This window comes from Amycolatopsis sp. FU40 (assembly GCF_021903635.1).
In the GTDB taxonomy this organism is placed as follows: domain Bacteria; phylum Actinomycetota; class Actinomycetes; order Mycobacteriales; family Pseudonocardiaceae; genus Amycolatopsis; species Amycolatopsis dendrobii.
The window spans coordinates 703,482-729,702 of record NZ_CP091381.1; the positions used below are offsets into that span (position 1 = coordinate 703,482).

Consider the following 26,221-nt stretch of genomic DNA (forward strand, 5'->3'; position numbering starts at 1 on the left):
CCGGCCGCCGGAACCACCGGTGCGAGCAGCGGGTGTCGCGCGAGTCAGTCAAGAGAAGCAGAGGCAGGCAAGGAGAAGCAGTGGCAGGTCAGGACACTTGAATCGCGATCGTCGGCGGAGGGATGGGCGGGCTGACGGCCGCGATCGCGCTGCGGAAGATCGCCGGCGTCCAGGCCACCGTGTTCGAGCAGGCGGGCAAGCTGGGCGAAGTGGGCGCGGGGGTCACGGTCGCGCCGAACGCCGCGCGCGTTCTCGAGAGACTCGGCGTGCTCGACCGGATCAGGCGGGTCGGCGCGGTCCCGGACGGGCACGGCGTCTACCTGAACGCCATGGGCGGTCTGGTGACCGACGCGGCATGGGAGGACTCGGCCAAGCAGCACCAGAACATCGGCATGTACCGCCCGGACTTGATCGACGCCTTGGCGCAGGAGGTCGATCCGGCGACGATCCGTCTCGGCCACCGGCTGGTTTCGGTGCAGACACTGGGCTCCGGCGTTCGTGTCGAGTTCGAGAACGGCGCGGACGACGTGTTCGATGCCGTGATCGGGGCGGACGGCATCCATTCGGTGGTGCGGGGAGCCGTCGGCCAGTTCCCGGAGCCGGTCTACTCCGGGTACATCGTCTACCGCGGAGTGGTCGACGCGTCCCGCCTGCCTGGCGACTGGCGCATGATCAGCCAGGTGTGGATGGGCAACCGGAGGCACTTCATGTGCTATCCGCTGCAGCAGCGGAAGCTGTTCAACCTCGTCGCCGGAATCCCGAGCGACCGGCCGCTCCGCGGGGCCTGGTCCGGTCCGGCAGAGGTCCGCGAACTCGCCGCCGAGTTCGCGGGCCGGGACTGGGATCCGAAACTCCAGGAGTTCATCGGGTGCATCGAGCACACCTTCTGGTGGGGCCTTTTCGATCACGAACCTCTCGCCAACTGGTCCCGAGGGCCGATCACCTTGCTCGGCGACGCGGCGCACACGATGCTGCCGCACCAGGGGCAGGGGGTGAACCAGGCGATCGAGGACAGCATGGCGCTCGCCACGTTCCTCGCGGCAGCCGAAAACGTCGCCGACATTCCCGAGGCGTTCCGGCGCTACACCTCGGTCCGCATGCAACGCACGGCCATCCTGCAGAACGGCTCTCGCCGGGCCGGCGCCATGTTCGACGCACAGCACGAATTCGCGGACCTCAAGAAGCGCGACGCCGATCTCCGGGTCGGGCGCGACTTCCGGCGAAGCGCGGTATTCGACTACGACGCGCAGAAAGTGGCCGAACAGGCGCTCAACCGATTTCAGGGGGTTCCGGTCGCATGACCTCGATCAGCATCATCGGCAGCGGCAAGATGAGCGGGGCGATCGCGGAAGTCGCGGCCCGGGCCGGCGCCGACGTCCAGATCATCAAGCGCAGCGCGGAAAGCATGTCCGCGGCGCGTCCTGGTCCCGATTACGGCGTCCTGGGCGACAAGCTCACTGGAGACCTGGTCGTGCTTGCCGTTCCGTACGGGGCGTACCCGGGCATCGTCGAGCGCTACCGGGAGCAGTTCCGCGAAAAGATCGTCATCGACATCAGCAACCCCATCGATTTCTCCACCTACGACCGGTTGAAGTCGCCAGCCGATTCGTCCACCGCGGCCGAACTCGTGAAGCTGCTGCCGGCGGGCACGGCCGTCGTCAAGGCGTTCAACGTCAATCTCGGGGACACGCTCGTCAGCGGCACGAACGGCACGACGCGCACGACCGTCCTGTTCGCCGGGGACTACGCGGACGCGAAGATGGCGGTCGTGGCGTTCGTCGAGGCGGCGGGAATGCGCGCGGTCGACGTCGGCCCGCTGACCCGCGCAAGGGAACTCGAGGCGATGGGATTCCTGCAAATCGTGCTGGCGGCGCTGGGCAAGACGCGGTACGAGTCGGGCTTCGCGCTGCTGGAGTGAACGGGTTCGGCCGACCTGCCGAGGTCAGTGCCGGCAGGCGGCCGCCCCGTGGCAGGAGACCATCGCCCGCAGCGTGTCGTGCAGTTGCCGCGCCTTGTCCGGCGGCAGCTGAGCGGCGGTGTTGTGCAGTTCCTGCGGATCCGTGGTCCGGTCGTAGTACTCCTTGGCGCCGTCGGCGTACTCGACGTAGGTGTAGGTGGTGCTCCGAATCGCCTCGTAGGTGGTCGGATTGCCGCTGTTCTTCGCGGGTTTGTCCGGGTCGTTCTGGTCGAAGTCGGGACCGTGGTGCTCCACCAGCCCGACCGTGCGCCACGCCGGGGGTGCGGTGCCGTTCAGCAGCGGCACCAGGCTTTCGCCGTCTACCTGCGCGGGGGTCGATGCCCCGGCCAGCGCTTCGAAAGTCGGCCGCAGATCGATGTTCTCCGCGGGCTGGTCCACCGTCGCGCCCGCCTTGACTCCCGGGCCGGTGACCACCAGCGGCACGTGCACGTCCGTGTCGAACGCAGTCTGCTTTCCGGGGGTGAGCCGGTACTCGCCCATGTGGTAGCCGTTGTCCGAGGTGAAGACGAGGTCGGTGTTCCCGCGTACTCCGGCTTTGTCCAGCGCCGCTTGCACGGTGCCGATCATCCTGTCGACCGACTGCACGGCCTGTGCTCGCTTGCGGAAGTCCTTGTCGATGGTCTGTTTTTCCCGGTCAGTCAGCGGGGTGCGGGGGGCGAGCCACGACGGCGGCGAAGACGGGAGCGTGTCGTACGCGGGGCCGCGCGGTGCGGTGAGCCCGGGGAACGCGCCGGCGTCGCGAGGCGCGGGGGTGTAGGGGCCGTGCGGGGCGAACGTGGCGAGTTCCATCGCGAACGGGGTGTGGTCGGCCGCCGAGCTGGCGACGAACTGCGCGGCCTTGTCCGCCATGACGTCGACGAGGTAGTCCTCGGGTTTCTTGCCGTAATGCTTGACCGTGCCGTTCTCGTTGAGGTCGTAGTCGAATTCGCCGTAGCCGTTCCCGGCGACGTCCCACTCGTTCCAGCCGGGCGGGATTCCGTCGGATTTCGGCTGGTAGCCGTTGAGGTACTTGCCCATCATCGCGGTCCGGTACCCGGCCTGCCGCAACGACGTCGCGTAGGTCGACTTGTCGTCGCCGCGGCCGTGGAAGACGCGGTAACCGCCGTCCTTGCCGCCGTTGGTGAACACGCCGGTGTCGTGCGGGACCATCCCGGTGAACAGCGACGAGCGCGACGGGCAGCAGAGGGAGTCGGTGACGGTGTAGTCGGCGAAGGAGGTGCCAGTGCGGGCCATGTCCTGTACATGCGGCAGATACGGCAGCAGATTCATCGACAGATCGTCGGTGAGCACGAGGACGATGTTCGGTTTGCCGCCGGCCGCGGCGGGCTGGCCCGGCACGCAGGCGACGGCAGTCGAAGCCACTGTCAAGGCCAGCAGCGAGATCAGGAGCGAACGAGCGCGTTGCGGCATGCCCCGCACGCTAGGACCGCGATCGGCGAGCCCGGTTCGAGGCGTGTTCGGGTTCGGTAAATCCGCCGCGCGCTCAGCCGAGTTCCTGGGCGAGCCCGACGACGATATTCTCCGGCCCCCGCACGTAGCACAGCAGGAAGATGTCCTCGTACCGCACCACCTCGTCGACCAGTTCGGCTCCGTGGGCGCGCAGGCGGGCGAGGGTGTCTTCGAGGTCGTCGACCGCGAACATCATCCGGCGGATGCCCAGCGTGTTCGCCGGGGCCTGCCACGGCTCCGGGGCGATCGCCTTCGGCTGGTGGAACTTCGCCAGTTCGACCCGCCCGGGGCCGTCCGGGACGCGCAGCATGGCGACGTCCTGCCGGATGTCCTTCAGGCCGACCACCTGTTCCGCGCCGCGCCAGTCCAGCGGGCCCTTGTTTTCCAGTTCCAGCCCCAGTTCGACGAAGAACGCGATGACCGCGTCGAGGTCCTCGACGACGATGAGGACGTTGTCCATCCGCTTGACCGTCATGCGGTCACCGTAGCGGTCCCAGAAAATCTTAGTGGTGCTATTCTTAGCCCAAAGTTATTCACGGGGGTGCCGGATGCCGAAGCGGACCGAGCCGGACGAGGTCGACGAGATGCTCGCGCAGTGGCGCGACGAGGTGCCGGAGGTCGACACGTCGCCGCTCGCGGTGTTCGGGCGGTTGCATCGTTCGTTCGACCGGTACCAGCGGCAGCTGACGCGCGTGTTCGCCCGGCACGGGATCACGGTGGCGGATTTCGGGATCCTCGCCGCGCTCCGGCGGGGCGGCGCGCCGTACCGGCGCACGGCGGGGGATCTCGCCGACACCAACCTGCTCACCACCGGCGGCATCACCCAGCGGGTCGACAAGCTGGTGCAGGCCGGGCTCGTCCGCCGCGAACGCGACGAGGACGACCGGCGAGTGGTGTTCATCGGCCTCACCGAGGACGGGCTCGCGGCCACGGACAAAGTGGTGCACGAGCATTTTCCGAACGAAAACCGCATGCTGGCCGGGTTGACCGCGACGGAACGGGCGCAGCTGGCGAAATTGCTGGGGAAGCTGGAGCAGTCGCTGGACCAGGCTGAGTTCGGGGACTGAATGGTGCCTGGCTCGTGAGTGTCGGCGCCGGTTCTCACCGGCGCCAACACTCACGAGGCGCTCAGCCCCGAGCCCACGGGATCGGTTCGTCCGCGAGGCTCAGGTACAGGCTCTTCTGCCGCTGGTAACTCCGGATCGCGGTGCGGCCCTTGTCCGTGCCGAGGCCGCTTTCCTTGGTGCCGCTGAACGGTGTCGAGATGCTGAACTGCTTGTAGGTGTTGATCCACACCGTCCCGGCCTCGACGCGGCGTGCCAGGCGAAGCGCGCGGCGGTAGTCGGCGGTCCAGATGCCGCACGCCAGGCCGTAGACGGTCGAGTTGGCCTGGGCGACCAGGTCTTCCTCGTCGTCGTAGGGCAGCAGGACGCCGACTGGGCCGAAGATTTCCTCCTGGCACGTCTTCGCGTCCGGGGCGAGGCCGTCCAGCAGGGTCGGCAGGTAGTACGCGCCGCGTGACAAGCGTTCGTCAGAGGGGATTCGCCCGCCGCAGCGGACCACCGCGCCTTCTTCGCGGGCGCGGTCGACCATCGCGGCCACCTTGTCGCGGTGCGCGAACGTCGCCAGCGGCCCGACCTGGGTGGCCGGATCGGTGCCGGGCCCGAGGCGCAGGGCGGAAGCGGCGGCGGTCAGGCGGGAAGCCCATTCGCCGTACTGCTTGCGCGGCAGGAAGATCCGCGATCCGGCGATGCAGCTCTGTCCGGTCGACGAGAAGATTCCATACAGGATTCCGGCGACAGTCTCCTCGACGTCGGCGTCCTCGCAGACGATCGTCGGCGATTTGCCGCCCAGTTCCATGGTGACCGGGATGATCCGGTCCGCGGCGATGCGGCCCAGCACGCGTCCGGTGGTCGTGCCGCCGGTGAAGGCGAGCTTGCCGACCAGCGGGTGGCGGGAGATCGCGTCGCCGACGACCGAGCCGGGGCCGGGCAGGACGGACAGCAGCGCGGGCGGCACGCCGGCGTCGTGGACGAGGCGGGCCAGCGCCAGCGAAACCAGGGGGGTGGCTTCCGCCGGTTTGAGCAGGACGGCGTTTCCGGCGGCCAGCGCGGGGGCGATTTTCTGGGCGTCGCTGGCGATCGGCGAGTTCCACGGCGTGATCGCGCCGACGACGCCGATCGGTTCGTGCACGCTCATCGTCAGGTGCGCGCCGCGGCTCGGCGGGAGTTCGCCTTCGAGGGTTTCGAGCGCGGCCGCGTAGTAGCGGAAGGTGCCTGCCGCGCTCGCGACCAGTGCGCGGGTTTCGCCCAGCGCCTTGCCGGTGTTGCGGGTTTGCAGCAGGGCGAGCTGCTCGGCGTGGTCTTCGATCGCGTCGGCGACGCGGACGAGCAGCCGGGCGCGCTGGTGCGGCAGCAAGTCTCGCCATGCCGGGTCCGCGGCGGCCGCGGCACCGGCGCGGGCGGCGGCGTCGACCTGGGCGGAGTCGGCGGCGTGGATCGAGGCGACGGCCGACCCGTCGGCGGGATCCACGCACGCGGACGCGGGGCCGCCGCCGCGCTGCCAGTCGCCGCCGACCGGGATTTCGTCGGGCGGGACGGGGAAGGGCTGCATGGCGGACGTCCTTTCGGCGCGGGTGACGGGGGTGCGACCGAGGAAACCTTAGACCTAAGATTTCGTCAAGGCCTGCCGCCGCGCGCGAGCCGCCGGGAAGCCGCCGGAAAGAATTTTAGGTCTAAGGGGTTGTGCGGATCACAGGCCTCGGGGTACAACCCTTATCAGTAATTCTCTTAGACCTAAGGCATTCGGATCCACGGAGGAGCTGCCCCCGATGACCACCACCGAAAGCAAGAATCAGCACCTCGAGGAGCTCATCGACTCGTGCATCGCCGCTCGCGAGACGCGGTACGAGGACTGGGACACCCTCGGCTTCCAGGCCGCCGCGAAGGGCGACGAGTTCCGCCGCGCGCAGATCCGCTACATCGGCTCCGGCGCGACCGGCAACCACGAGGGCGACGCGCGCCAGCTGCCCTCGGAGCACTTCACCTTCTCCAACATGCGGCTGCCGGTCGGCGCGATCGGCCCGGAGCACACCCACCACGACGTGGAAGAGGCGTTCTTCGTTCTCGAAGGCACGCTGGAGGTGACCGTGCACGACGTCGAGGACGGCACCAAGACCGCGACCCGCGTGCTCGGCTACCGCGACCTGATCCGCGTGCCCGCCGGGGTGCCGCGCAGCCTGCGCAACGCCGGCGACACCGACGCGCTGTTCTGCGTCATCATCGGCGCGCAGAAGCCGCAGCTGCCGACCTACCCGCCCACCTCGCCGATGCACGGCGTCACTCGCTGAGGACGACTGCGATGCCGACGATGCTGCGGGTGCACCGGACGACGTGGCTGGCCGACCGGGTCACGCAGGTGGAACTGCGCGATCCGGAAGGAAAGCCGCTGCCCGGCTGGGAGCCGGGAGCGCACCTTTCCCTGCACCTGCCGAACGGGCTGGTGCGCGAGTACTCCCTCTGCGGCGACCCGGCCGACCAGTACAGCTGGACGGTCGCGGTGCTGCGGGAGGAATCCTCGCGCGGCGGCAGCGCGTGGGTGCACGAACGGCTCACCGCGGGAATCGTCATTCCCGTCGAGGGCCCGCGCAACACCTTCGCCCTGCACGACGCTCCGGAGCACCTGCTCATCGCCGGCGGCATCGGCGTGACCCCGATCCTGGCGATGGCCAGGAAGCTCGCCGGCGGCTCCGCGCCGTGGTCCATGCTCTACTGTGGACGGTCGCGCGGCGGGATGGCTTTCCTGGACGAGCTTTCCGGACTCGCCGGGGACCGGCTGGAAGTGCACGCCGACGACGAGCACGGCGGTCCGCCCGATCTGGCCGCGAGGCTGGCCGGGCTCGCGCCGGGCACGGTCGTGCACTGCTGCGGTCCCGAACCGCTGCTCCGCGCGGTCGAGGCGGCTTTGCCGGAAACCGCCACGCTGCGGGTCGAACGCTTCCGGGCCCCCGAGGCTCCGGCAGCCGCGCCGGGAACGGGATTCGACGTCGTGTGCGCCGCTTCCGGGACCAGGGTTTCGGTCGCCGCCGACGAGTCCATTGTGGACGCTCTCGGCCGCACCGGGATCTCCGTGCCGACCTCGTGCCGCGAGGGCGTGTGCGGGACTTGTGAAACGAAGGTGCTCTCCGGCGAACCGGACCACCGCGATTTCGTGCTCGACGACGACGAGAAGGCGACCGCCGGGACCATGATGCTCTGCGTGTCGCGGTGCCGGTCCGCCGAACTCGTTCTGGATCTTTAGGAGCCGGCCATGGCCGGACACACCCACCGGCAGCTCGCCGTGCTGCGCGCCGCCGCCGCGGGGCACGTGGAGATGACGTGCAGCCGCGAACCGCACCTTTACGTCGACGGCCTCGCTTGCTGCGACCCGACCCTCGGGCACCAGCTGGCCGGGCTGCTCGCCCCCGAACCGGCCGCCCCGCGCGGGCCGGGGCTGCGGGTGCCCGCGGTGCTCACCGCCGCCGGGCAGGCCGTGCTCGCCCCGACCGCCGCCGCTTGAGCCTCGTGAGTGGCTATGCCGGTGCTAACCGGCATAGCCACTCACGACCACTACTGAAAGGGAACGCCCGATGCCGCTGCAGCTGCGGCCGGTGCAGAGCCGCACCGCCCCGCCAACGAGCTACGAGAACGCGCTGGCCGACGAGCTGGAAGCCGTCTACGGCCGGGGCGTGCACGACCTGCCCGGCGTGGTCGCCGCGCTCAACGCGGGCGGCTTGCGCCCGGCGGACGGCTCCGACTGGACCGAAGAGACGTTCGCCGCCGAACTCGCCCGGCTGGCAGGGGAGGCGTGATGGCGACCAAAACCGCTGAAGAGCTGCTGGCACTGGGCCTGCGCGAGCGCTGGTACCCGCTGTGCCCGTCCGGCACCGTCAAACGCGGCGAGCTGACCCGCATCGAGCGGGCCGGTGAGCAACTGCTGCTCTGGCGCGACTCCGCCGGGGCCGTGCACGTTCAGGAAGACCGCTGTCCGCACCGCGGCGCGCGGCTTTCGCTCGGCGTGCACATGGGCGACCGGGTCGCCTGCAACTACCACGGCGTGCAGGTGGACGGCGACGGTGTCGTCGTGTCGGTCCCCGGCAGCCCCGGGTGTGCGCTGGAGGGCCGTCGCGCGCTGCGGACGTTCCCGGCGGAGGAACACGCCGGTGCGGTATTCGCCTGGTTCGGCCTGGACGAAGCCGCCGAGCCGACGCCGCTTCAGCTTCCGGACCCGATCGCGGGCGGCGAGTGGGACAACTTCCTCTGCTACGTCGAATGGGACGCCCCCTACGGCTACTCCCTGGACAACCTGCTCGACCCGATGCACGGCGCGTTCCTGCACCGCAACAGCCACACCATGTTCGGCGGCAAGCGCGAGGCCGTCTTCCAGATCCGCGCGATCGACGACGGGTTCGTCTTCGAAAAGACCGACCAGCGCGGCGTGAACTTCGACTGGGTGCAGCTCACCGACGCGGGCGCGCAGTGGGTCACGCTCGACATCCCGTACCCCGAAACCGCCGGTCCGGGCGGTGCGTTCACCATCGTCGCCGCGCTGTGCGCGATCAACGAAACGCAGCACGCGGCCTTCTTCTGGCGCTGCCGCAAGGTTTCCGGCTGGGAACGCGACAGCTGGCGCGTCCTCTACCGCAACCGGCTCGAAGCCCGGCACTGGGCGGTGCTGGAGCAGGACCGCGAGATGGCCGAGGCGATGCCGCTCGACGCGTGGGACCGGGAAAACCTGTACCAGCACGACATCGCGCTCGTCCGGATGCGCCGGCTGCTGCGGTCGGAAGCCCGCCGCCAGGCCGCCGCGCTCGCCGCTCCCGCCGCCGCACCGGCTCCGGCCGCGCCCGTGCCCGCCCCGACCCGCTGACGTTCCAGGAGGCCCCATGTCCGCCGAACCCATCGCGCGGCTCCGCGCCCTGCGCGCGGTGACGCTGCGTTCGACGCAGTGCGCCGATTCCGGCGAGTTCTACCGCGAAGTCTGGGGGCTGCAACAGGTCGAAGCCGACCGCGGTGCCGTGTGGCTGCGCGGTTCCGGCGACGAGCACCACGTGCTCCAGCTCGAACAGGCCGACCAGAACGCGCTGGGCAAGATCGCGTTCGCCGTCGCCACTCCGCGCGAGGTCGACGCGGCCGCTGCCCGGCTGGCCGCGCACGGCGTCCCGCTGGTCACCGAGCCCGGCAAGCTCGACCAGGTCGGCGGCGGGTACGGCCTGCGCTTCGCCGACCCGGAAGGCCGGCTGGTGGAGCTGTCCGCCGAGGTCGAAGCGGTCGTGTCCGGCGATCCGTACGGCCGCGCCGCGGTGCCGCGGAAACTGGCGCACGTCGTGCTCAACACCGTCGACATCGACGCGGCCTGCGAGTTCTACACGCGGGTGCTGGGCATGCGGATCTCCGACTGGTCCGAGCACCAGATGGCGTTCCTGCGCTGCAACGCCGACCACCACGTGATCGCGTTCAACCAGGCCGAATTCGCGTCGGTCAACCACATCGCGTACGAGATGAACTCGATCGACCACTTCATGCGCGGCATCGGGCGGCTCAAGCACAACGGCGTCACGCCGCTGTGGGGCCCCGGCAGGCACGGTCCCGGCAGCAACACCTTCGGCTACTTCGCCGACCCGGCCGGGCTCGTCTGCGAGTACACCTCCGAGGTCGCGCAGGTCGAGGAAGACGCGTGGCTGTGCCGGGTGTGGCGGCGCACGCCGGAGCTGTCCGACCTGTGGGGCACCGCGGGCCCGCCGTCGAAGGACGTCCGCGCGCACATGCGCGGCGTGCCGGATCCCGGCTACTCGGCGTGGTGGCAGTCGTGAAGGTAGGAGTGCTGGGCGCGGGGTCGATCGGCTCGGTCGTCGCCGAGGCGCTGCGCGACGGGCAGGTGCCGGGCGCACAGCTGGCCGGGGTGGTCGACCCGATGCTTTCGCCCGCGGGGCTGCCGATGTGCGCGCTGCCGGAGCTGCTGTCCGCTTCGGACTTGGTGGTCGAGGCCGCCGGACAGCGGGCGCTGGCGGACGCCGGGCCGCAGGTGCTGTCGGCGGGGTGCGATCTGCTGGTGGTTTCGGTCGGCGCGCTGGCGGCGGACGGGCTGCTGGAGAAGCTGCTCGCGGCCGGACCGGGCGCGGTCCATTTGTCGACCGGCGCGATCGGCGGGCTCGACCTGCTGCGTTCGGCGGCGCTGCTCGGGCAGTTCGAGCGGGTGGTCATCGAGACGACGAAGAAGGCGTCTTCGCTGGTCCAGCCGTGGATGTCCGAGGCGGAGGCGGAGGAGTTGCGGCAGGCGAGCGCTCCGGTCGAGTTGCGGCGCGGGCCCGCGCGGGAGATCACCGCGGCGTTCCCGAAGTCGGCGAATGTGGCCGCGTCGGTGGCCTTGGCGGTGCGGGATTGGGACGTCGTGGAGGCGGCAGTGATCGCTGATCCGGCCGCGCCGTTGACCTCGCACGTGATCACCGCGGTCGGGCCGGCGGGGGAGTACCGGTTCGAAATCCGGAACAAGCCTTCGCCGCGGACGCCGACGTCGAGCCAGGTCGTGCCGTTTGCGGTGCTGTCCGCGCTGGAAGCCTTGGCGACGCCGAGGGCGGTGTTCCGGTGACCTCCACAGTGGACGGTGTGCAGATGCGGGTCGCCGGGGACGGCAGTCCGGTGTTGCTGCTGCACGGAATCGGCGGTTCGAGCGCTTCGTTCGACGCGCAGATCGCGGCCCTGGCGCCGAAACATCGTGTGCTGGCTTGGGACGCACCGGGTTACGGCGGTTCGGCCGATCCGGAGAAGCCGCTGGGCATGGCCGGATACGCGGCGCTCGTCGGCCGTCTGCTGACCTCGCTGGACGCGGTGCCCGCGCATCTCGTCGGCGTGTCGTGGGGCGGCGTGATCGCGACCCGGGTCGCGCTGGAGTACCCGGAGGTCGTGCGGTCGCTGGTGCTGGCCGATTCGACCCGCGGCTCCGGCGTCGACTCCGAGCGCGCCGCGGTGATGCGGGCCCGGCCGAGCGAACTGAACCGCGTGGGTGCGGCGGAATTCGCTCGCCGGCGCTCGCCTCGGCTGCTCGCACCTGGTGCGGATTCCGCGGTGGCGCAACGCGTCGAGGACATCATGGCGGGCATCCGGCTGCCCGGGTACACGTCCGCCGCGGAATCGATGGCGGAGACGGACCACGGTCCGCGGTTGTCCCGGATCTCGGTGCCGACGCTGGTGCTCGTCGGCGAGCACGACCAGGTGACCGGCGTGGCCGAGGCACGGCGGCTCGCCGCGTCGGTCCCCGGCGCCCGGCTGGAAGTGCTGCCCGGCGGGCACGCGGCGAATCAGGAATCGCCGCGCCGGTTTTCCGCCGAGGTCTTGGACTTTCTGTCCCAAGCGGACTCGGTGGTGGCGCGATGAAGGACCGGCTGTATGTGGTCACCGGCGCGGGCCGCGGTCTCGGCTGGGCGATCGCCCGCGAGATCGGCCGTCAAGGCGGACGCGTCGTGATTGCCGAACGTTCTCCGGACCGGGCCGCGGACGGGGTCGCCCGGTTGCAGGCGGAAGGCGTTGCGGCACACCGGATCGACACGGATGTCGCGGATCCGGAGTCGGTCGCGGCTTTGGCGGACGCGGTCGCGAAGCTCGGCCCGTTGCACGGCTTGGTGAACAACGCGGCGATGGCGGACGGCGTGGGCGGCAAGCACTTCGCTGAACTGGACGTCGAAGCGTGGGACACGTTGATGACCGTCAACGCGCGCGGTCCATGGCTCGTCTCCCGCGCGCTGTACCCGCAGCTCGCACAGACCGGCGGACGCATCGTGAACCTCGCGTCCGACGCCGCCCTGTACGGCTCGCCGCGGCTGGTCCAGTACGTGGCCTCCAAAGGCGCGGTGATCGCGATGACCCGTGCGATGGCTCGGGACGGCGGCCCGGACGGAGTGACCGTCAACGCGGTCGCACCCGGGCTGACCGAGGTCGAAGCGACCGCGGGCATCCCGCAGGAGCGGCACGATCTGTACGCGATGAACCGCGCGCTCACCCGGCCCCAACAGCCGGAGGACGTCGTCGGCTCGGTGGCGTTCCTGCTGTCCGACGCGGCCTCCTACATCACCGGCCAGACCCTCGTGGTCGACGGCGGATTCGTTTGCAGCTGAAGGGAAAACCCGTGGATTTGGGATTGAAGGGCGCGGCGGTGCTCGTGACCGGGGCCAGCTCCGGCGTCGGGCTCGCGACCGCGGCCGCGCTGCTCGCCGAGGGCGCGCACGTCGCCGCCTGCGCCCGCGACGGCGTCCGGCTGGAGAAGGCCCTCGCCGATCTGCCCCGCGCCGAGGGAGCCCGGCTGTACACCGCGTCCTGCGACGTGCTCGACCAAGCGCGAGTCGAAACGTTCGTCGCTGACGCCGCTCGCGAACTGGGCGGCCTGACCGGGGTCGTGAACAACGCTGGCCGGTCGCTGATGGCGCGGCTCGCCGAGACCACCGACGACCAGTGGCGGGACGAGCTGCACCTCAAAATCTTCTCGGTGCTGCACGTCGTCCGGGCCGCGTTGCCGTGGTTGCGGACGGCGGCGAATCCGGCTGTGGTGAACGTGAACGCGATCCTCGCGCGCCAGCCCGAACCCCGGTTGGCGGCCACTTCGGCGGCGCGGGCGGCACTGCTCAATCTCTCCACGACGTTGGCGACCGAACTGGCGGAGGACGGCGTGCGAGTCAACTCGGTCTGCCTCGGACTGGTCGACACCGGACAGTGGCGGCGCCGGTACGAGGCTTCCGGCAGCGAGTTGTCCTTTGCGGGCTGGTCGGCGGAACTGGCCGCCGATCGCGGAATCCCGCTCGGCAGGCTCGGCACCGCGGAAGAGGTCGCTTTCCCCATCGTCACGCTGCTTTCGCCGCGTGCCTCCTACGTGTCCGGCGCGACGATCGACGTCGGCGGCGGCATTGCCCGTTACGTCTAGAAGGGACGGACCCATGAATCACGGTCACGGAGGCGAGCTTCTCGTTCGCCTGCTGTCCGAAGCCGGAGTGGACACCGCCTTCGGCGTGGTGAGTGTGCACAACCTGCCGCTGGTGGAGGCGGTTGCGCAGCATCTGCGGTTCGTGCCCGTGCGGCACGAAGCGGCCGCGGTGAACGCCGCCGACGGGTTCGCGCGGGCCAGCGGAGGACTCGGCGTCGCGATCACCAGCACGGGCACCGGCGCGGGCAACGCGGCGGGCGCGCTGGTCGAGGCGCTCACGGCGGGCAGTCGCGTGCTGCACGTGACCGGCCAGATCGACTCCGAATTCCTCGGCAGCGGCCGCGGCGTCATCCACGAGACGCGCGACCAGATCGGCATGCTGACGGCGATTTCCAAGCACGCGGCCACGGTCACGTCGGTCGAGACCGCCGAGGAAACGCTGCGAGCGGCGATCCGGCACGCGCTGTCGGTGCCGAGCGGTCCGGCGAGCGTCGAGTGGCCGATCGACCTGCAGTACTCGCGGCATGAGTTCCGCCCGGGCTCGCTTGAGCCGACTCTGCTCCCGCCGCCGGACGCCGCGGTCCTCGCGGAAGCCGCCGAATTGCTCGCTGCCGCACGCCGTCCGGTGTTCTGGCTCGGCGGGGGAGCGACCGGCGCGCGCGACGAGGTGCGCGCGCTCGCGGAACGGCTCGGCGCGGCAGTGTTCACCAGCAACTCCGGTCGCGGCACGGTGCCGGAGAACCACGAACTGGTCGTCGGGAACTTCGCCGCGCACGAGTCGGCCGCGCAACTCCTCGCCGACGCGGACCTGCTCGTCTCGATCGGCACGCACTTCCGCTCGAACGAAACCAAGCATTACCACCTGAAGCTGCCCGAACGGCATCTGCAGATCGACGTCGACGCCGAAGCGCTGGGACGCGTCTACCCGGCCACCGTCGGGGTGCGAGGCGACGCCGCGGCGGTACTGGCTGCATTGTCCACTGTGGAATCCGGCACCGAATCGGGCTGGCGCGAACGCGTCATCGAGACCCGGAAAGCCGTACGGGACAAGCTGAACGAGGCGATCGGCCCGTACGCGGAGATCTGCGCCGCACTGCGCGACGGTCTCCCGGCCGAATCCGTGATCGCCCGCGACGTCACCATCCCGTCCAGCCAGTGGGGCAACCGGCTGCTGGACATCCACGACCCGCGCACCAACGTGTTCCCGGTCGGCGGCGGCATCGGGCAGGGCCTGGCCACCGGCATCGGGGCCGCGCTCGCGACGCCGGACGCGCCGACCGCAGTGCTGGTCGGAGACGGCGGCCTCGCGGTCCACCTCGGCGAACTGTGCACGCTGGCGCAGGAACGGCCGTGGCTCGCGCTGGTCGTGTTCAATGACGGCGGATACGGCGTGCTGCGCAACATGCAGGACCACCACCGCGGCCAGCGCGCCGGCGTCGACCTGTACACGCCGGACTTCGCGCGGATGGCGCAGTCGCTGGACCTGCCGCACGCGCTGGTGTCGAAGCCGGGCCAGTTCGCCGACGCGCTGGCGAAGGCGGTGGCCCAGCAGGGGCCGTTCGTGATCGAGGTGGACGTGACCGCTTTGCCCGCGACGCCGCGGCCGTTCGTGCCGCCGGTGCCGGTTCCGGAGAGCTGAGGGAGACCAGACGTGGGAGGCACCATCGAAGCTGCCGAGGTCCACCATCACGGGCACGGGCCCGCGAACCGCCGCCGCCGGGTGGTGCGGACGTCCGCACCGCTGCTGGTGCGGCATCCGCCCGGCCGTGGTTCGCGAGTCCGCGGCGCGGTGCTCGTGCTGCACGGGGCCGCCGGACTCGACGAACCCGTCGAAAACTGCTGCCGCACGCTCGCGAGCTGCGGATACGTCACTGTCGCGCCGCTGTTCTACTACGAGACCGGCGGCCACACTTTCGGTCCGGACAAAGCGGACGCCGCCTTCGCCGCGCTCGCGCTGCCCGACCTCGAAGCCGACCTCGCCGGCGCGCTCGACTACCTCGGCGCCCGGCTGGGCATGCCGCGCCACCGCGTGGCCGCCGCCGGTTTCGGCTCCGCCGCCCACCTCGCCGAACTGTCCGGCGCGGACCTGGCCGCCGCCCTCGGACCCGCGCCGCCACCCTGGCCCGGTACGCCCGAATTCGACCCGCACGCACCCGATCGGCTCGTGCTGCCCGCCGGACCGTCCGCCGCGGACGATCTGGTCCGGTTCCTGGACGCCGAGCTGCCGGACTCGACGCCCTCGGGTCCGTGACGAAGCCCGCCCCAATGTGGCATTGGGTGCGTCAGACGCACCCAATGTGGCATTCGGTGCGTCACATGCACCCAATGCCACATTGGGGCGCAAACCCGCTCCCGGCCCGGCCGCGACGGCAGCTGCCCAGCGCCGCCTTGATTTCCGGCCGCCTGAACCCCCTACGATCGATTGCACGCTCCGGCTCCGAGGAGGGCCCATGAGTATCGCCGCCACCCCCGAGGTGACCCAGCGGGACATCGCCGCCCGGCTGGAACGGCTCCCGATGTCGCGCTGGCAGGTCTCGATCCGCCTGATCATCGGCATCGTCACGTTCTTCGAGGCGTTCGACCAGCTGCTGATCGCCTACACGCTCCCCGTCATCGGCCGCGAATGGCACATGACGACCGCTTCCAGCACCGCGACGCTGACCATCGGCTCGATCGGCATGCTGCTCGGCGCGCTCGCGTCCGGCTGGGCCGCCGACCGGATCGGCCGCGTCAAGGTGATCACCCTGTGCGTCGCTGTCACGGCGCTGTGCAGCCTGGCGATGACGTTGTGCACCGCGCTGCTGCCGTTCCTGATCCTGCGGTTCGTGCAGGGTCTCGCGATCGGCGGTGAAGTGCCCACCGCGGCCGCGTACATCGCCGAAATCAGCCGGGCTCGCCGCCGCGGCCGCTTCGTGTTGATGTACGAGATCGTCTTCCCGGCCGGGCTCGCGGTCGGCGCGCTGGTCGCGGCCTGGGTCATCCCGCACTGGGGCTGGCGGCCGCTGTTCGCGCTGGCCGCGATTCCCGGTCTCGCCGCGGTGCTGCTGCAGCTGCGGATCCCGGAATCGCCGCGCTGGCTCGCCGCGCACGGGCACACCGAAAAGGCCGAGGCGACGATGGCGCTGATCGAGCGCCGGGTCGAGGAATCCCTTGGCCGTCCGCTGCCTCCGCCCGCTGTGGCCACGGCGGTACCGGAAGCGGCGCCCTCGAAGCGCAGTTCGTTCCGCGACCTGTTCGCCGGTCGCTACCGGCGGCGCACGCTGATGGTGTGGACGATCTGGTTTGTCGGCTACCTCGCCAACTACGGCATCACCTCGTGGCTGCCGACGCTGTACAAGGGCTCGTTCCACCTGTCGATCGGCCAGGCGCTCTGGTACAGCACGGCCACGTCGGTCGCCGGTCTCGTCGGCTGCCTGATCGCCGCGCTGGTCGTGGACAAGCTCGGCCGCCGGATCGTGCTGGCCGCCGGCCTCGGCGGGACGACCGCGATGCTGGTCGTGCTGGGCGCGCTCGGCGCCGGGACCCCGTTGCAGCTGCTGGTGTGGTCGTCGCTCGCGGCGATGTTCAACTTCGCGGTGAACGTCTGCCTGTACCTGTACACGCCGGAGCTGTACCCGACCCGCAGCCGCGCGCTGGGCGTCAGCCTCGGCGGCGTGCTGAACCGGTTTGGCCTGATCCTCGGCCCGATCCTCGTCGGCGCGCTGTACGCCGGCGGCAGCGGGCTCGCCTCGGTGTTCCTGGTGCTCGGCGGGATCTGCTTCGTCGGCGCGCTGGTCGCCGGGTTCTTCGCCGAGGAGACCAAGGGCCGCACTCTGGAAGAGGTTTCGCCGTGACGGACGCACTGCGCGTGGTCCTGCTCGGCACGGCGGCCGGGCCGTACCCGGCGCCGGGCCGGCAGGGCTGCGCGAACGCGGTGGTGGTCGGCGGACGCGTCTACCTGGTCGACGCGGGCTACGGGACGCTCGGCAAGTACGTCGCCGCCGGGCTGTCCCTGCGCGATCTCGCCGCGGTGTTCGTGACGCACCTGCATTCCGACCACGTCGCCGAACTGTTCACGCTCTTCCTGCTCGGCTGGGGTCCGGCCAACCAGGGCGTCATCGAGCCGGTGCCGGTCTACGGACCCGGCCCGGACCCGACCGATCCCGGTCCGCCCGCCGCGGGCACGGCGGGGCTGATCGCGGGCAATCTCGCCGCGTTCGGGCAGGATGTCGCGGTGCGCCAGCGGACCAGCGACCGGCCGCGGCTGGTCGGCCTGATCCGCGCCACCGATGTCTTGGCGGCCGGGGAAACCGTTGTGCACGAAGACGATCGGGTGCGCGTGACGGCGCGGGCAGTCCCGCATCCGCCGCTGCATCTGGCGCTGGGCTACCGGTTCGAAACCGAACACGGAGTGGTCGCCTTCTCCGGCGACACCGCCCGCAGCGACGCGGTCGGCGAGCTGGCCGCGGGCGCCGACTTGCTGGTGCACGAGGCGATGGAGCCCGATTTCTACCGCAGCATCGGCTATTCGCCGAAACTGCTGGACTTCCTTGCTGCCTCGCACACCTCGCCGGCGGACGTCGGCCGGGTCGCCGCGGCGGCCGGGGCCCGCCGGGTCGCGCTGTCGCACCTCGGCCCGGCCGATCCCGCCCGGCTCGACGACGAGGGCTGGCTCAAGCGGGTCCGTCCGCACTACTCCGGCCCCGTCGTCGTGGGCCACGATCTGCTCGACCTCACTGTCTAGAAGGAGCTTTCGCTGTGCCGGAAATCGCGATCGTCGGCGGCGGGATCGGCGGCCTCGCCGCCGCTGTCGCCCTGCGGAAGGCCGGATTCTCGCCGGTCGTGCACGAACAGGCGGCCGGATTCGGCCGCGTCGGCGCGGACATCAACCTGACGCCCAACGCCGTCCGCGCCCTCGACGGCCTCGGCGTCGGCGGCGAACTGCGCGAAACCGCGGCGCGGCCGAAGTACCGGATCAGCCGCACGTGGGACACCGGCGAGGAAACGTCGCGCCTGCCGATGGGCGACGAGGCCGAACGCCGCTACGGCTCGCCGCAGCTCACGATGCACCGCGCGGACCTGCTGGCCGCCTTGGAGCGCGCGCTGCCGGACGGCGTCGTCCGCTTGGGACACAAGCTGACCGGACTGTCCACAACGGACTCAGTGGCGCTGGACTTCGGTTCTTCGGCGGCTTCCGCGGATGTCGTGATCGGCGCCGACGGCATCCACTCCGCCGTCCGCACCGCGCTGTTCGGCGCGGAACACCCGGAGTTCACCGGCGTCGTCGCGTACCGCGCGGTGCTGCCCGCGGGCGCGGTGGACGTGCCGAACCTGGACTCCTTCACCAAGTGGTGGGGTCCCGATCCGGACACGCAGCTGGTGACTTTCCCGCTCAACCGCGGCGCGGACGTGTTCGTCTTCGCCACCACGCGGCAAAGCCAGTGGCGGCACGAATCCTGGACCACCCCAGGGGATGTCGGCGAACTGCGCGAGGCGTACCGCGGCTTCCACCCCGAGGCCCGCGCACTGCTGGAGGCGTGCGATTCGGTGCTGCAATCCGCGCTGTACGTCCGCGATCCGCTGCCGAACTGGTCGTGCGGCCCGGTGACGCTGCTGGGCGACGCGTGCCACCCGATGATGCCGTTCATGGCGCAGGGCGCGGGAATGGCCATTGAGGACAGTGTCGTGCTGGCGCGGGCGCTGGCGGCGTACCCGAACACCGAGGTCGCGCTGAAGGCGTACCAGGCGGCCCGGCTGGACCGCACGCGCGAGGTGCAGCTGGCGTCGCGGGGCAACAGCTGGCTTAAGCAGAGCGGAACGAGCTCGGCCGCAGCGGACGCGATCTACGGGTACGACGCCTGGCACACTGCGGTGTGACCCAGGTCATAGCTGAGGTCTCGGGGTGGCGTGTCGAGCCGGGACGGCGCCGTTCGACGCGTAGGTGAACAGGCACCATCCCGAACCAGGAGTTGAACCATGCGCACCCTCATCGCCACCGCGTTCGTGTCCCTCGACGGCGTCGTCGAAGCCCCCGGCGGCGAGCCCGGCTACCGGAACGCCGGCTGGACGTTCAAGGACATCGAATTCGACCCCGCCGCCTACGCGCTGAAGGGCGCCGAGCAGGAGGAAGCGGCCGCGCTCCTGCTCGGCCGCGTCAGCTACGAGGCGTTCTCGCCGGTGTGGCCGGACATGACCGAGGAGTTCCCGCACTACAAGGTGATGCCGAAGTACGTCGTGTCGACCACCCTGCGCGACGAGGACCTGGTGACGAATTGGGGCGAAACGACCATTCTTCGCTCGCTCGGCGACGTCGCCGCGCTGAAGGAGACCGAGGGCGGCCCGATCATCGTCAACGGCAGCGCGACGCTGGTCCGCGACCTGACTGACGCCGGCCTGGTCGACCGGCTGAACCTGCTGGTCTTCCCGGTGCTGCTGGGTGCGGGGAAGCGGCTGTTCAGCGAGACCGACAAGGAGAAGCAGCCGCTGAAGCTGATCGAGAGCGAGAGCTACTCGAACGGGATCCAGAAGCAGATCTTCGAGTTCGTCCGCTGATCGGCTCCGCGATGCGTCGCCGTCTGGCGGTTCTTGCGGGCCGGGCGACGCCGCTCGCCTCATCTAGTCACTGACAAGTCGGTGGCATACTCGATGCCATGGCCCGTCGTTACCATCACGGCGATCTGCGGCAGGCGGTGCTGACCGCGGCCGTCGAGGTGCTCGGCGAATCCGGCCCGGCCGCGGTCAACCTGCGCGACCTCGCCCGCCGGGTCGGGGTCTCGCACGCCGCCCCGGCGCACCACTTCGGCGACCGCGCCGGCCTGCTCACCGCCGTGGCCGCGCAGGGCTTCGACCTGCTCGCGGACGCGCTCGAGGAGCTCCCGCCCTCGCCGGACCTGCTCGAGGCCGGGGTCGCCTACGTCTCGTTCGCGGTCGAGCACCGGGCGCATTTCGAGGTGATGTTCCGCGCGGACCTCCTCCGCGGCGACGACCCGGACCTGCGGGCCGCGCGGGAACGCGGCAGGCAGGCGCTGGACTGGGCCGTCGCCGGGTTCCGGGACGGGAGCGCCGACCCGGCGGTCGCGGGTGCGGCGGCGTGGTCGCTGATGCACGGGTTCGCGACGTTGTGGCTGCAGCGGGCGCTGCCCGCGGATCTGGGCGACGACGTGCGGACGGCCGCGCGTTCGGTCTCGGAGTTGCTTGTCCGGGGCGCGCACCAGCCTCCGCCGTCCGGGTGATCCGCGGAACCGCGGCCTCGCCGGGGTCGTCTCATCGCCGACTTTCCCGGACCGGATGCCCGCGGTCCGGCAGGCTGACATACTGGTGCGCGCGTCCGCTGAGGACGCCCGCTGGGAGGTGGACTGGGGTGAGTTCGCACCGGGTTTCAGACTGGGCAGACGTCCGTGCCCTGCACAAGAAACAAGCCAAGGAGACGCATCGGTCCGGGCGGCCGGAGACGTCGGATTCCGTGCACGGCCCGTCCGGGGCGGGCAACGCCGAGATCGTCGCGGACACCGGCGTCATCGAGCTGGATCCGGCCGAGATCGCGGCCGCCGACGCCGAACTGGAGAAGCGCCAGCAGGAGCTGACCGCCTGCCTCGAACAGGCGAAGCAGCTCACGCATCCGCTCAAGGACGGCACCAGCCCGGTGGCCGCGCACCTGCGGAAGGCGTTCGGCGTGCGCGGGTCCGCCGACGGCGGGGCACAGGCGATCCTGCGGCAGTACCTCGACGAGCTGTCGTCCTTGCGCGAGGCCATCCGCCGGGCCGGCGCGGGGCACGTCCAGCAGGAAAGCGACGCGAAGGATTCGCTCGACGCACTGGGCCGCCGGGCGGACGACGGGGGAGGGACGCCGGCATGAGCCGGACACCGGGCTACGAACGGCTGCCGTACGAAAAGCACCGCAAGCACCGGTTGTGGAGCGAGGACCACCCGCCCACCGCCGCGCAGCGCCGGGTCCTGCGGCGCACCAAGCTCGCCCAGCGGGCCAACATGAAGGACGCGTCCTTCGGCAAGATCAACTGGAACGCCTGGGCGCACACCACGCTCTACGACATGATCATGACCGCCGACCCGGTCGAAATGGGCGCGTCCGCGCACCAGTGGGGGAAGCTGGCGTACGACGTCGATTCGGCGACTTCCGCGGTGCACAAGACGGTGCAGAAGCTGCTGCTGTCCTGGCGCGGCGGCGCGGCGGGGAGCGCGGCGCAATCGGCGTCGAAGCTGACGTCGTGGGGCACGGGCGCGAGCGAGACGATGCGCACGGTCGGCGACAAGCTCGACCACTACACGAGCGCGGTCGAAACGGCGAAGCACAAGATGCCGGAACCGGTGTTCTACACGGCGGAAAACCAGTTCCGCGACGGTTACGACCTCAACGCGGCCAGCGGTCCCAGCGGCGCGGTGATGGTCGATCAGCTCCTCGACGACCACCTGCCGGCCAAACGCGCGGCGTCGCACGCCAAGGCGGAGGCGGTCCGCGTGATGGAGAGCTACGAGACGTCGAGCAAGGGCGTGCACGACAAGCTGCCGCATTTCACCGACGCGCCCGCGGTCACGAACGTCGACCCGGACGGCCGGTCGCGGAGCGAAGCGCGCGGCTCCCGGGATTCTTCCGGTTCCTCGGACGCGGCCGTCACCACGGCTTCGTCCGCTCCGGCCGGTGGCGCCGGGCTGCTCCCGGGAGCGAGCGGACCTGGCGGAACAGCCGGGATGCCGGGGTCGCTGGGCGGCGGTGCGCTCGGCGCGCTCGGCTCCGGCACGGGCGCCGGCAGCGGGAGCGCGCTGCCGGGCGGACTGCTGGGCGGCTCGGTCGGAGCCGGCGGCGGCGCGGCGGCCGGGGCAGCCGGGGCAGCGGCGGGCATGCGCGGCGGCAGCCCGATGTCCGGCGGGTTCTTCCCGCCGATGGCCGGCCAGCGCGGCGACGGCTCCGACGACCACCAGAACCGGTACACCAAGGGCAGTTCCTTCGACTTCCTCGAGGATCTGCCGGACGCGTACCCGCCCGTGCTGGGCGAGTGAGGCGGGAATGGCCAGACATCTCCCGGAGGTCGACGGGGTAGCGCTCTCGCACCTGGAATTCGACCTGCTGTGGTCGGATTTCGATCTCGGTCCCGCGCCGTACCCGCTCGAGGTGCCCTCGCACGGTTCCACGATGGACGAACGCGACCAGCTCGGCGCGCAGGTCGCGGAAAGCCTCGCCGCGGCCGGGCTGCTCGACGAGGACGACGAACCGCATCCGCGGCTCGGGCAGGTGTTCGCGGTGCTGGCCGAACCGGTGTTTTCGGTCGACCTGCTGGTGTTCCGCGATCCGCCGCTGCGCGCGCTGGCCGCGGCCGGGCGCAAACTGGGCGTGCTGGCCGTTCTCGACGCGGGCGAACTCGCGTTGCGGCCGTGCCTGCCGGACGACGTCCCGCAGCTCGCCGCGAGCGTCGTCGGCCCCGCCGAACCCGGTCCGGGCAACGCGGTGCGGTTGCCGCGCGACGCGTTTTCCGAGGCGATGCAAGCGTTTGCGGACAACGGGCACGCCGCGTTCGAGCGGGCGCTCGGCCGGGCCGGTCTCGCCGGCCGGGACCTGCGGGCGATCTCGACGCTCGTCACCACGCCCCGGGTCGCGTACGGACAGTTCGCGGTGAACGGTCCGGGCGGTCGTTCGCCGGTAGTCGCTTGGTACGACACGGAAGCAGGCCGGTACGGCGCGGTCGTGCGGGAGTCCGCGGGCACGAAGTGGGTCACTGTCGCGCCCGCGGATCACGCGTGGCTCGCCGACCGGATGCAGGAACTCGGGCGCGGGGTGTCGTCCGATCGGGGGACTAGGGAACCTGAGGACGAAGGGTTCCGTCTCACTTAGGGCAGCGGCGAAGCGCCCTGCTGAAGGGGGCAGGAAATGAGCAAGTTGTCGGCCGAGGAAATCGCCCAGCACGCGTACCGGGCCGGGTTCCGCGGGCAAGCGCTGACCACCGCGGTCGCGGTGGCGATGGCGGAATCGGGCGGGAACACCCGTGCGCACAACGGGACCCCGCCGGACAACTCGTACGGGCTGTGGCAGGTCAACATGCTCGGCTCGCTCGGTCCCGCCCGCCGCCACGAGTTCCATCTGCACTCCAACGACGAACTGTTCAACGCGGACGAGAACGCCAAGGCGGCCTGGGCGATTTCGGGGCACGGCAAGAGCTTCCAGCCGTGGTCCACCTACACCAACGGCGCGTACAAGAGCCACCTCGCCGCCGCGCGCAAGGCCGCCGAGGACGTCACCCGCCACCACGGCAAAGGCGGGAGCCATCCGCACAAACCCGACCACCGTCCGCACAAACCGCACCACGGCAAGGGCGGCAAGGACGGCGGGTTCAAGGCCGATCTCGAACAGTTCCTCGCCTACGAGCGCACCACCGAGCACGTCGCGAACGAACTGGTGTCGGTCGGCAAGAAGACGGTGCACCGGGTCACCGGGATCGCCAAGGACAGCTTCGGGAAGGTCGGCCAGGAAACCGGATTCTCCGACGCGCTGGGGGATTTCAGCCGTTCGCTGGAGTCGCAGGTGCGGGCCACCGGGGCACACGCGCGCACGCTGAGCGCCTCCGTTTTCCGTGCCCGGCAGGCGTACGCGGGCGCGGATTCCGACGCGAGCGCGGCGATCCGCGAACAGGACATCAAGGGCATTCTGGGCTGAGGGGGAATCCGTGCTGGACACCGCAGGGGTCGCGACGCTGTTCGCGGACGAGATGAAAACGCACCACGGCAAGCTTCAGGGCAAGGCCGCGGACTCGCAGGCCGCGCAGCACGCGCTGCAGCAGGCCGCCCGCGAGATCACCGAACAGTACGAGGCGCAGCGCAAAGCGGCGCACGCGCTGCTGAACACTTGGCACAGCAAGGCGAATCCGGCCTTCGAACACGACACCGGCAAGTTCGGCCGGGATCTCAAGGTCACCGCGCAGGCGAGCACGCACGGGGCGAAGGTGGTCAGCGAGGTCACCGACGCACTCGCCGGGCGGCATCAGGCCACCGGCAAGCTGATCGACGAGTTCGTCGCGAAGGCACGCAAGATCATCGACGCCGGATACGTCCTGGCGCGCAACGGAAGCCCGGCCGCCCTGCTGATGGCGATCGGCGACGTAGCCGACCTGGCGGGCAAGTACCTCAAGGAATCCGGCGGACACCTGAAGAACGCCCGCGCGGAGATGGAAGAGGCGGCGCGCAAGCTGCGTGCGTTGCAGAAGGACCTGAACTACGACGGCGTCGCCGACCCGGGCGGAACGCACCACGCCAAGCCGGGGGACCACCGCAAGCACGAGCAGCACAAAAAGCACGAAGCGCACAAAAAACACGAACAGCACCACGGCAACACGCACGCGAGCCACAGCAAGAAGGTCGACAAGATCCTCGACCACGCGCGGCACAATCTCGGCTACCACGAGGGCCCGAACAACCGGAACAAATGGGGCCCGACCGGACAGCCGTGGTGCGCGTACTTCGCGACGTCGATGTGGCGTTCGGCCGGGGTGGACATCCCGAAGTACGGCTTCACCGGCGACGTCTACAAGTGGGGCCAGCGCCACCACCTCGCCTACGACCGCGGCGCGCTCGCGCACAACGCCCGCCCCGGCGACACCATCCTGTTCGGCGACGGTCCGTCGTGGGGGCACAGCCACCACATCGGGATCATCGAAAAGGTCGAGGGCAACAAGATCACCACGATCGAGGGCAACGCGAACGACCAGGTCGAGCGCCTCACGTACACGCTCCCGCGCGATCTGCACAAGTTCTACGGCGGAGTGCACCCGAAGTGAACATCACCGGCACCGCGCGGCACGCAGGAGTGACCGTCGAAGTCGCCCCCGGCGGCGCTTTGCGCACCCTGGAACTCACCGCAGACGCTCTCCGCACCGGCGGTCCCCGCTTGGCGGACACCATCCTGCACGCCGTGCGCGAGGCCGCCGCGGAGGCGAACGAACGCGCTCGCCGAGCTTTGGAAACCGAATTGGGCGATCTCGGCGGCACCGAGCTGAGCAGCCTCGGCCTCGGCTCGGAGAAGGATCTGGCTGACCGCGCCGAAGACACCACACCGGACACGTGGAGGGTGTGATGGCGGAGCCGTACCAGGAGAACGCGGCCGGACAGGGTGCGGATTGGCGCACGGATCCGTCCGAGCAGTTCGGGCGCGGCGACGCTGCGGGGACGTCGCGCGAGCCAGCCGCCGATCCCGGCGGTCCGGGCGGCGACGAGCGGAGTATCGACGAACTCATCGAAATCGCCGAGGAAATCCCCGACCAGCTAGGTTTGTCCGAAGGCCTGGCCACCCTCCGCGCGACGGCCGGCCGCGAGGGACTGAGTGTCACGGTGAACATGCACGGCATGCTCGTCCACCTGGACATCGGCGAAGCGGCACTGGAACTGGGCCCGGACGCCCTGGCCGCGGAGATCTCGCGGCTCAGCACGGAGGCGGGCACACAGGCGTTGCGCCAGGGCCTGCACGCCATCCGAGCGGGATGCGTTCCCGCAGTCGCGGCGGCCGTCGAAGACGCACTGGCACTGGACGATGCCCCGGAACCAGCCCTGGTGCCTCGCCCGGACGCCGCACGCGAGCCTGCACCAGCACCGGTCGCGCGGCGTCGCACCCCGGTTGAGGAGCAGGACGACGAAGGGTTCGAGCTCAAGCCGGTCAGGGACTGAACGCCGCGCGAGCGCTCGCCTCGGCGAGTGTTCGCCCGGGCCCCGGACCGGCATCGGACTCCGATCGGCGGCCAGGACGTTCGCGAACAGACCGATTGCCGCGGGCGAAGCTCGCGCGCCCGGGCGTGCTCAGCGGCCCCCTGTGCCCGCGCGTGCCTGAATCAGCTCCGATCCCGCAGCGTCGCGCCCCGGCCGGCGAAGGTT

The 26,221-nt window shown here is 70.7% G+C and carries 30 protein-coding genes; 27 read left to right on the forward strand and 3 right to left on the reverse strand.

The window, feature by feature from the left end; all coding sequences use genetic code 11:
- Positions 1–122: 122 nt before the first annotated feature.
- Both L3Q65_RS04490 and L3Q65_RS04495 read left to right on the forward strand, forming a co-directional pair.
- Positions 123–1,301 (forward strand): FAD-dependent monooxygenase, encoded by a 1,179-nt coding sequence (locus L3Q65_RS04490; RefSeq protein WP_237598846.1) that lies wholly within the window; start codon positions 123–125, stop codon positions 1,299–1,301.
- Positions 1,298–1,918 carry an NADPH-dependent F420 reductase gene (locus tag L3Q65_RS04495; protein WP_237598847.1) on the forward strand — a complete coding sequence of 207 codons (621 nt, stop codon included), beginning with the start codon at positions 1,298–1,300 and terminating at the stop codon, positions 1,916–1,918. The genes L3Q65_RS04490 and L3Q65_RS04495 overlap by 4 nt, the downstream gene beginning before the upstream one ends.
- A gap of 24 nt (positions 1,919–1,942) precedes the next feature.
- On the opposite strand, the gene L3Q65_RS04500 is transcribed toward L3Q65_RS04495, so the two are convergent.
- Complete coding sequence (locus tag L3Q65_RS04500; RefSeq protein WP_237598848.1) at positions 1,943–3,388, reverse strand: sulfatase; 1,446 nt, start codon at positions 3,386–3,388, stop codon at positions 1,943–1,945.
- Between the two features lie 73 nt (positions 3,389–3,461).
- Positions 3,462–3,902: a VOC family protein gene (locus tag L3Q65_RS04505; RefSeq protein WP_182896051.1), complete on the reverse strand. Its 441-nt coding sequence runs from the start codon at positions 3,900–3,902 to the stop codon at positions 3,462–3,464.
- Positions 3,903–3,975: 73 nt separating this feature from the next.
- Here L3Q65_RS04505 and L3Q65_RS04510 point away from each other — a divergent pair, with 73 nt between their 5' ends.
- The gene (locus L3Q65_RS04510) at positions 3,976–4,494 is read left to right on the forward strand and encodes a MarR family winged helix-turn-helix transcriptional regulator (protein WP_182896050.1); all 519 of its coding nucleotides are present in this window, start codon (positions 3,976–3,978) and stop codon (positions 4,492–4,494) included.
- A gap of 61 nt (positions 4,495–4,555) precedes the next feature.
- On the opposite strand, the gene L3Q65_RS04515 is transcribed toward L3Q65_RS04510, so the two are convergent.
- The gene (locus tag L3Q65_RS04515; RefSeq protein ID WP_182896049.1) at positions 4,556–6,040 is read right to left on the reverse strand and encodes an aldehyde dehydrogenase family protein; all 1,485 of its coding nucleotides are present in this window, start codon (positions 6,038–6,040) and stop codon (positions 4,556–4,558) included.
- A gap of 217 nt (positions 6,041–6,257) precedes the next feature.
- On the opposite strand from L3Q65_RS04515, the gene L3Q65_RS04520 reads away from it, so the two are divergent.
- The 24 genes from L3Q65_RS04520 (at position 6,258) to L3Q65_RS04635 (ending at position 26,017) form a co-directional block, all read left to right on the forward strand.
- Positions 6,258–6,776 carry a cupin domain-containing protein gene (locus L3Q65_RS04520; RefSeq protein WP_101438650.1) on the forward strand — a complete coding sequence of 173 codons (519 nt, stop codon included), beginning with the start codon at positions 6,258–6,260 and terminating at the stop codon, positions 6,774–6,776.
- Positions 6,777–6,787: 11 nt separating this feature from the next.
- A complete protein-coding gene (locus L3Q65_RS04525; protein WP_237598849.1) occupies positions 6,788–7,726 on the forward strand; it encodes a PDR/VanB family oxidoreductase in 939 nt (312 codons plus the stop codon).
- A 9-nt stretch (positions 7,727–7,735) separates the two neighbouring features.
- Positions 7,736–7,984, forward strand: coding sequence for a hypothetical protein (locus L3Q65_RS04530; RefSeq protein ID WP_182896047.1), 249 nt, complete (start codon positions 7,736–7,738; stop codon positions 7,982–7,984).
- Between the two features lie 70 nt (positions 7,985–8,054).
- A complete protein-coding gene (locus L3Q65_RS04535) occupies positions 8,055–8,276 on the forward strand; it encodes a recombinase-like helix-turn-helix domain-containing protein (protein WP_182896046.1) in 222 nt (73 codons plus the stop codon).
- Positions 8,276–9,334 (forward strand): Rieske 2Fe-2S domain-containing protein, encoded by a 1,059-nt coding sequence (locus tag L3Q65_RS04540; RefSeq protein ID WP_182896045.1) that lies wholly within the window; start codon positions 8,276–8,278, stop codon positions 9,332–9,334. The genes L3Q65_RS04535 and L3Q65_RS04540 overlap by 1 nt, the downstream gene beginning before the upstream one ends.
- A gap of 16 nt (positions 9,335–9,350) precedes the next feature.
- Positions 9,351–10,277, forward strand: a complete 927-nt coding sequence (locus L3Q65_RS04545) for a VOC family protein (RefSeq protein WP_237598850.1) — start codon at positions 9,351–9,353, stop codon at positions 10,275–10,277.
- Entirely contained in the window at positions 10,274–11,053 is a 780-nt protein-coding gene (locus tag L3Q65_RS04550) for an aspartate dehydrogenase domain-containing protein (RefSeq protein WP_237598851.1), read from the forward strand. Before L3Q65_RS04545 ends, L3Q65_RS04550 begins: the two co-directional genes overlap by 4 nt.
- On the forward strand, positions 11,050–11,838 hold the full coding sequence (locus L3Q65_RS04555; protein WP_237598852.1) for an alpha/beta fold hydrolase: 789 nt from the start codon (positions 11,050–11,052) through the stop codon (positions 11,836–11,838). Before L3Q65_RS04550 ends, L3Q65_RS04555 begins: the two co-directional genes overlap by 4 nt.
- The gene (locus tag L3Q65_RS04560) at positions 11,835–12,575 is read left to right on the forward strand and encodes a 3-oxoacyl-ACP reductase family protein (RefSeq protein ID WP_237598853.1); all 741 of its coding nucleotides are present in this window, start codon (positions 11,835–11,837) and stop codon (positions 12,573–12,575) included. Before L3Q65_RS04555 ends, L3Q65_RS04560 begins: the two co-directional genes overlap by 4 nt.
- Before the next feature lie 11 nt (positions 12,576–12,586).
- Positions 12,587–13,375 carry an SDR family oxidoreductase gene (locus tag L3Q65_RS04565; protein WP_237598854.1) on the forward strand — a complete coding sequence of 263 codons (789 nt, stop codon included), beginning with the start codon at positions 12,587–12,589 and terminating at the stop codon, positions 13,373–13,375.
- A 13-nt stretch (positions 13,376–13,388) separates the two neighbouring features.
- A complete protein-coding gene (locus L3Q65_RS04570) occupies positions 13,389–15,014 on the forward strand; it encodes a thiamine pyrophosphate-binding protein (RefSeq protein ID WP_237598855.1) in 1,626 nt (541 codons plus the stop codon).
- 12 nt (positions 15,015–15,026) lie between these two features.
- Positions 15,027–15,626: a dienelactone hydrolase family protein gene (locus tag L3Q65_RS04575; protein WP_182896040.1), complete on the forward strand. Its 600-nt coding sequence runs from the start codon at positions 15,027–15,029 to the stop codon at positions 15,624–15,626.
- A gap of 199 nt (positions 15,627–15,825) precedes the next feature.
- The gene (locus L3Q65_RS04580; RefSeq protein WP_237598856.1) at positions 15,826–17,208 is read left to right on the forward strand and encodes an MFS transporter; all 1,383 of its coding nucleotides are present in this window, start codon (positions 15,826–15,828) and stop codon (positions 17,206–17,208) included.
- Positions 17,205–18,098, forward strand: a complete 894-nt coding sequence (locus L3Q65_RS04585) for an MBL fold metallo-hydrolase (protein WP_237598857.1) — start codon at positions 17,205–17,207, stop codon at positions 18,096–18,098. The genes L3Q65_RS04580 and L3Q65_RS04585 overlap by 4 nt, the downstream gene beginning before the upstream one ends.
- Before the next feature lie 14 nt (positions 18,099–18,112).
- Positions 18,113–19,231 carry an FAD-dependent monooxygenase gene (locus L3Q65_RS04590; RefSeq protein WP_182896038.1) on the forward strand — a complete coding sequence of 373 codons (1,119 nt, stop codon included), beginning with the start codon at positions 18,113–18,115 and terminating at the stop codon, positions 19,229–19,231.
- A 99-nt stretch (positions 19,232–19,330) separates the two neighbouring features.
- Positions 19,331–19,906 (forward strand): dihydrofolate reductase family protein, encoded by a 576-nt coding sequence (locus tag L3Q65_RS04595; protein WP_182896037.1) that lies wholly within the window; start codon positions 19,331–19,333, stop codon positions 19,904–19,906.
- A gap of 98 nt (positions 19,907–20,004) precedes the next feature.
- A complete protein-coding gene (locus tag L3Q65_RS04600; RefSeq protein WP_237598858.1) occupies positions 20,005–20,586 on the forward strand; it encodes a TetR/AcrR family transcriptional regulator in 582 nt (193 codons plus the stop codon).
- 128 nt (positions 20,587–20,714) lie between these two features.
- The gene (locus L3Q65_RS04605; RefSeq protein ID WP_182896035.1) at positions 20,715–21,209 is read left to right on the forward strand and encodes a hypothetical protein; all 495 of its coding nucleotides are present in this window, start codon (positions 20,715–20,717) and stop codon (positions 21,207–21,209) included.
- Positions 21,206–22,369: a PPE domain-containing protein gene (locus L3Q65_RS04610; RefSeq protein ID WP_182896034.1), complete on the forward strand. Its 1,164-nt coding sequence runs from the start codon at positions 21,206–21,208 to the stop codon at positions 22,367–22,369. The genes L3Q65_RS04605 and L3Q65_RS04610 overlap by 4 nt, the downstream gene beginning before the upstream one ends.
- 7 nt (positions 22,370–22,376) lie before the next feature.
- Positions 22,377–23,198, forward strand: a complete 822-nt coding sequence (locus L3Q65_RS04615; protein ID WP_237598859.1) for an ESX secretion-associated protein EspG — start codon at positions 22,377–22,379, stop codon at positions 23,196–23,198.
- 36 nt (positions 23,199–23,234) lie between these two features.
- Positions 23,235–24,017: a transglycosylase SLT domain-containing protein gene (locus L3Q65_RS04620; RefSeq protein ID WP_237598860.1), complete on the forward strand. Its 783-nt coding sequence runs from the start codon at positions 23,235–23,237 to the stop codon at positions 24,015–24,017.
- A 10-nt stretch (positions 24,018–24,027) separates the two neighbouring features.
- A complete protein-coding gene (locus L3Q65_RS04625; RefSeq protein ID WP_237598861.1) occupies positions 24,028–25,134 on the forward strand; it encodes a CHAP domain-containing protein in 1,107 nt (368 codons plus the stop codon).
- The gene (locus tag L3Q65_RS04630) at positions 25,131–25,430 is read left to right on the forward strand and encodes a YbaB/EbfC family nucleoid-associated protein (RefSeq protein WP_182896031.1); all 300 of its coding nucleotides are present in this window, start codon (positions 25,131–25,133) and stop codon (positions 25,428–25,430) included. Before L3Q65_RS04625 ends, L3Q65_RS04630 begins: the two co-directional genes overlap by 4 nt.
- Positions 25,430–26,017, forward strand: coding sequence for a hypothetical protein (locus L3Q65_RS04635; RefSeq protein ID WP_220508560.1), 588 nt, complete (start codon positions 25,430–25,432; stop codon positions 26,015–26,017). The genes L3Q65_RS04630 and L3Q65_RS04635 overlap by 1 nt, the downstream gene beginning before the upstream one ends.
- Positions 26,018–26,221 lie beyond the last annotated feature (204 nt).

Excerpts from the sequence above, each read along its gene's own strand:
- L3Q65_RS04490 (WP_237598846.1), top strand. The coding sequence starts at position 123 with ATGGGCGGGCTGACGGCCGCGATCGCGCTGCGGAAGATCGCCGGCGTC.
- L3Q65_RS04495 (WP_237598847.1), top strand. The coding sequence starts at position 1,298 with ATGACCTCGATCAGCATCATCGGCAGCGGCAAGATGAGCGGGGCGATC.
- L3Q65_RS04500 (WP_237598848.1), bottom strand. The coding sequence starts at position 3,388 with ATGCCGCAACGCGCTCGTTCGCTCCTGATCTCGCTGCTGGCCTTGACA.
- L3Q65_RS04505 (WP_182896051.1), bottom strand. The coding sequence starts at position 3,902 with ATGACGGTCAAGCGGATGGACAACGTCCTCATCGTCGTCGAGGACCTC.
- L3Q65_RS04510 (WP_182896050.1), top strand. The coding sequence starts at position 3,976 with ATGCCGAAGCGGACCGAGCCGGACGAGGTCGACGAGATGCTCGCGCAG.
- L3Q65_RS04515 (WP_182896049.1), bottom strand. The coding sequence starts at position 6,040 with ATGCAGCCCTTCCCCGTCCCGCCCGACGAAATCCCGGTCGGCGGCGAC.
- L3Q65_RS04520 (WP_101438650.1), top strand. The coding sequence starts at position 6,258 with ATGACCACCACCGAAAGCAAGAATCAGCACCTCGAGGAGCTCATCGAC.
- L3Q65_RS04525 (WP_237598849.1), top strand. The coding sequence starts at position 6,788 with ATGCCGACGATGCTGCGGGTGCACCGGACGACGTGGCTGGCCGACCGG.
- L3Q65_RS04530 (WP_182896047.1), top strand. The coding sequence starts at position 7,736 with ATGGCCGGACACACCCACCGGCAGCTCGCCGTGCTGCGCGCCGCCGCC.
- L3Q65_RS04535 (WP_182896046.1), top strand. The coding sequence starts at position 8,055 with ATGCCGCTGCAGCTGCGGCCGGTGCAGAGCCGCACCGCCCCGCCAACG.
- L3Q65_RS04540 (WP_182896045.1), top strand. The coding sequence starts at position 8,276 with ATGGCGACCAAAACCGCTGAAGAGCTGCTGGCACTGGGCCTGCGCGAG.
- L3Q65_RS04545 (WP_237598850.1), top strand. The coding sequence starts at position 9,351 with ATGTCCGCCGAACCCATCGCGCGGCTCCGCGCCCTGCGCGCGGTGACG.
- L3Q65_RS04560 (WP_237598853.1), top strand. The coding sequence starts at position 11,835 with ATGAAGGACCGGCTGTATGTGGTCACCGGCGCGGGCCGCGGTCTCGGC.
- L3Q65_RS04570 (WP_237598855.1), top strand. The coding sequence starts at position 13,389 with ATGAATCACGGTCACGGAGGCGAGCTTCTCGTTCGCCTGCTGTCCGAA.
- L3Q65_RS04580 (WP_237598856.1), top strand. The coding sequence starts at position 15,826 with ATGAGTATCGCCGCCACCCCCGAGGTGACCCAGCGGGACATCGCCGCC.
- L3Q65_RS04595 (WP_182896037.1), top strand. The coding sequence starts at position 19,331 with ATGCGCACCCTCATCGCCACCGCGTTCGTGTCCCTCGACGGCGTCGTC.
- L3Q65_RS04600 (WP_237598858.1), top strand. The coding sequence starts at position 20,005 with ATGGCCCGTCGTTACCATCACGGCGATCTGCGGCAGGCGGTGCTGACC.
- L3Q65_RS04610 (WP_182896034.1), top strand. The coding sequence starts at position 21,206 with ATGAGCCGGACACCGGGCTACGAACGGCTGCCGTACGAAAAGCACCGC.
- L3Q65_RS04615 (WP_237598859.1), top strand. The coding sequence starts at position 22,377 with ATGGCCAGACATCTCCCGGAGGTCGACGGGGTAGCGCTCTCGCACCTG.
- L3Q65_RS04620 (WP_237598860.1), top strand. The coding sequence starts at position 23,235 with ATGAGCAAGTTGTCGGCCGAGGAAATCGCCCAGCACGCGTACCGGGCC.
- L3Q65_RS04635 (WP_220508560.1), top strand. The coding sequence starts at position 25,430 with ATGGCGGAGCCGTACCAGGAGAACGCGGCCGGACAGGGTGCGGATTGG.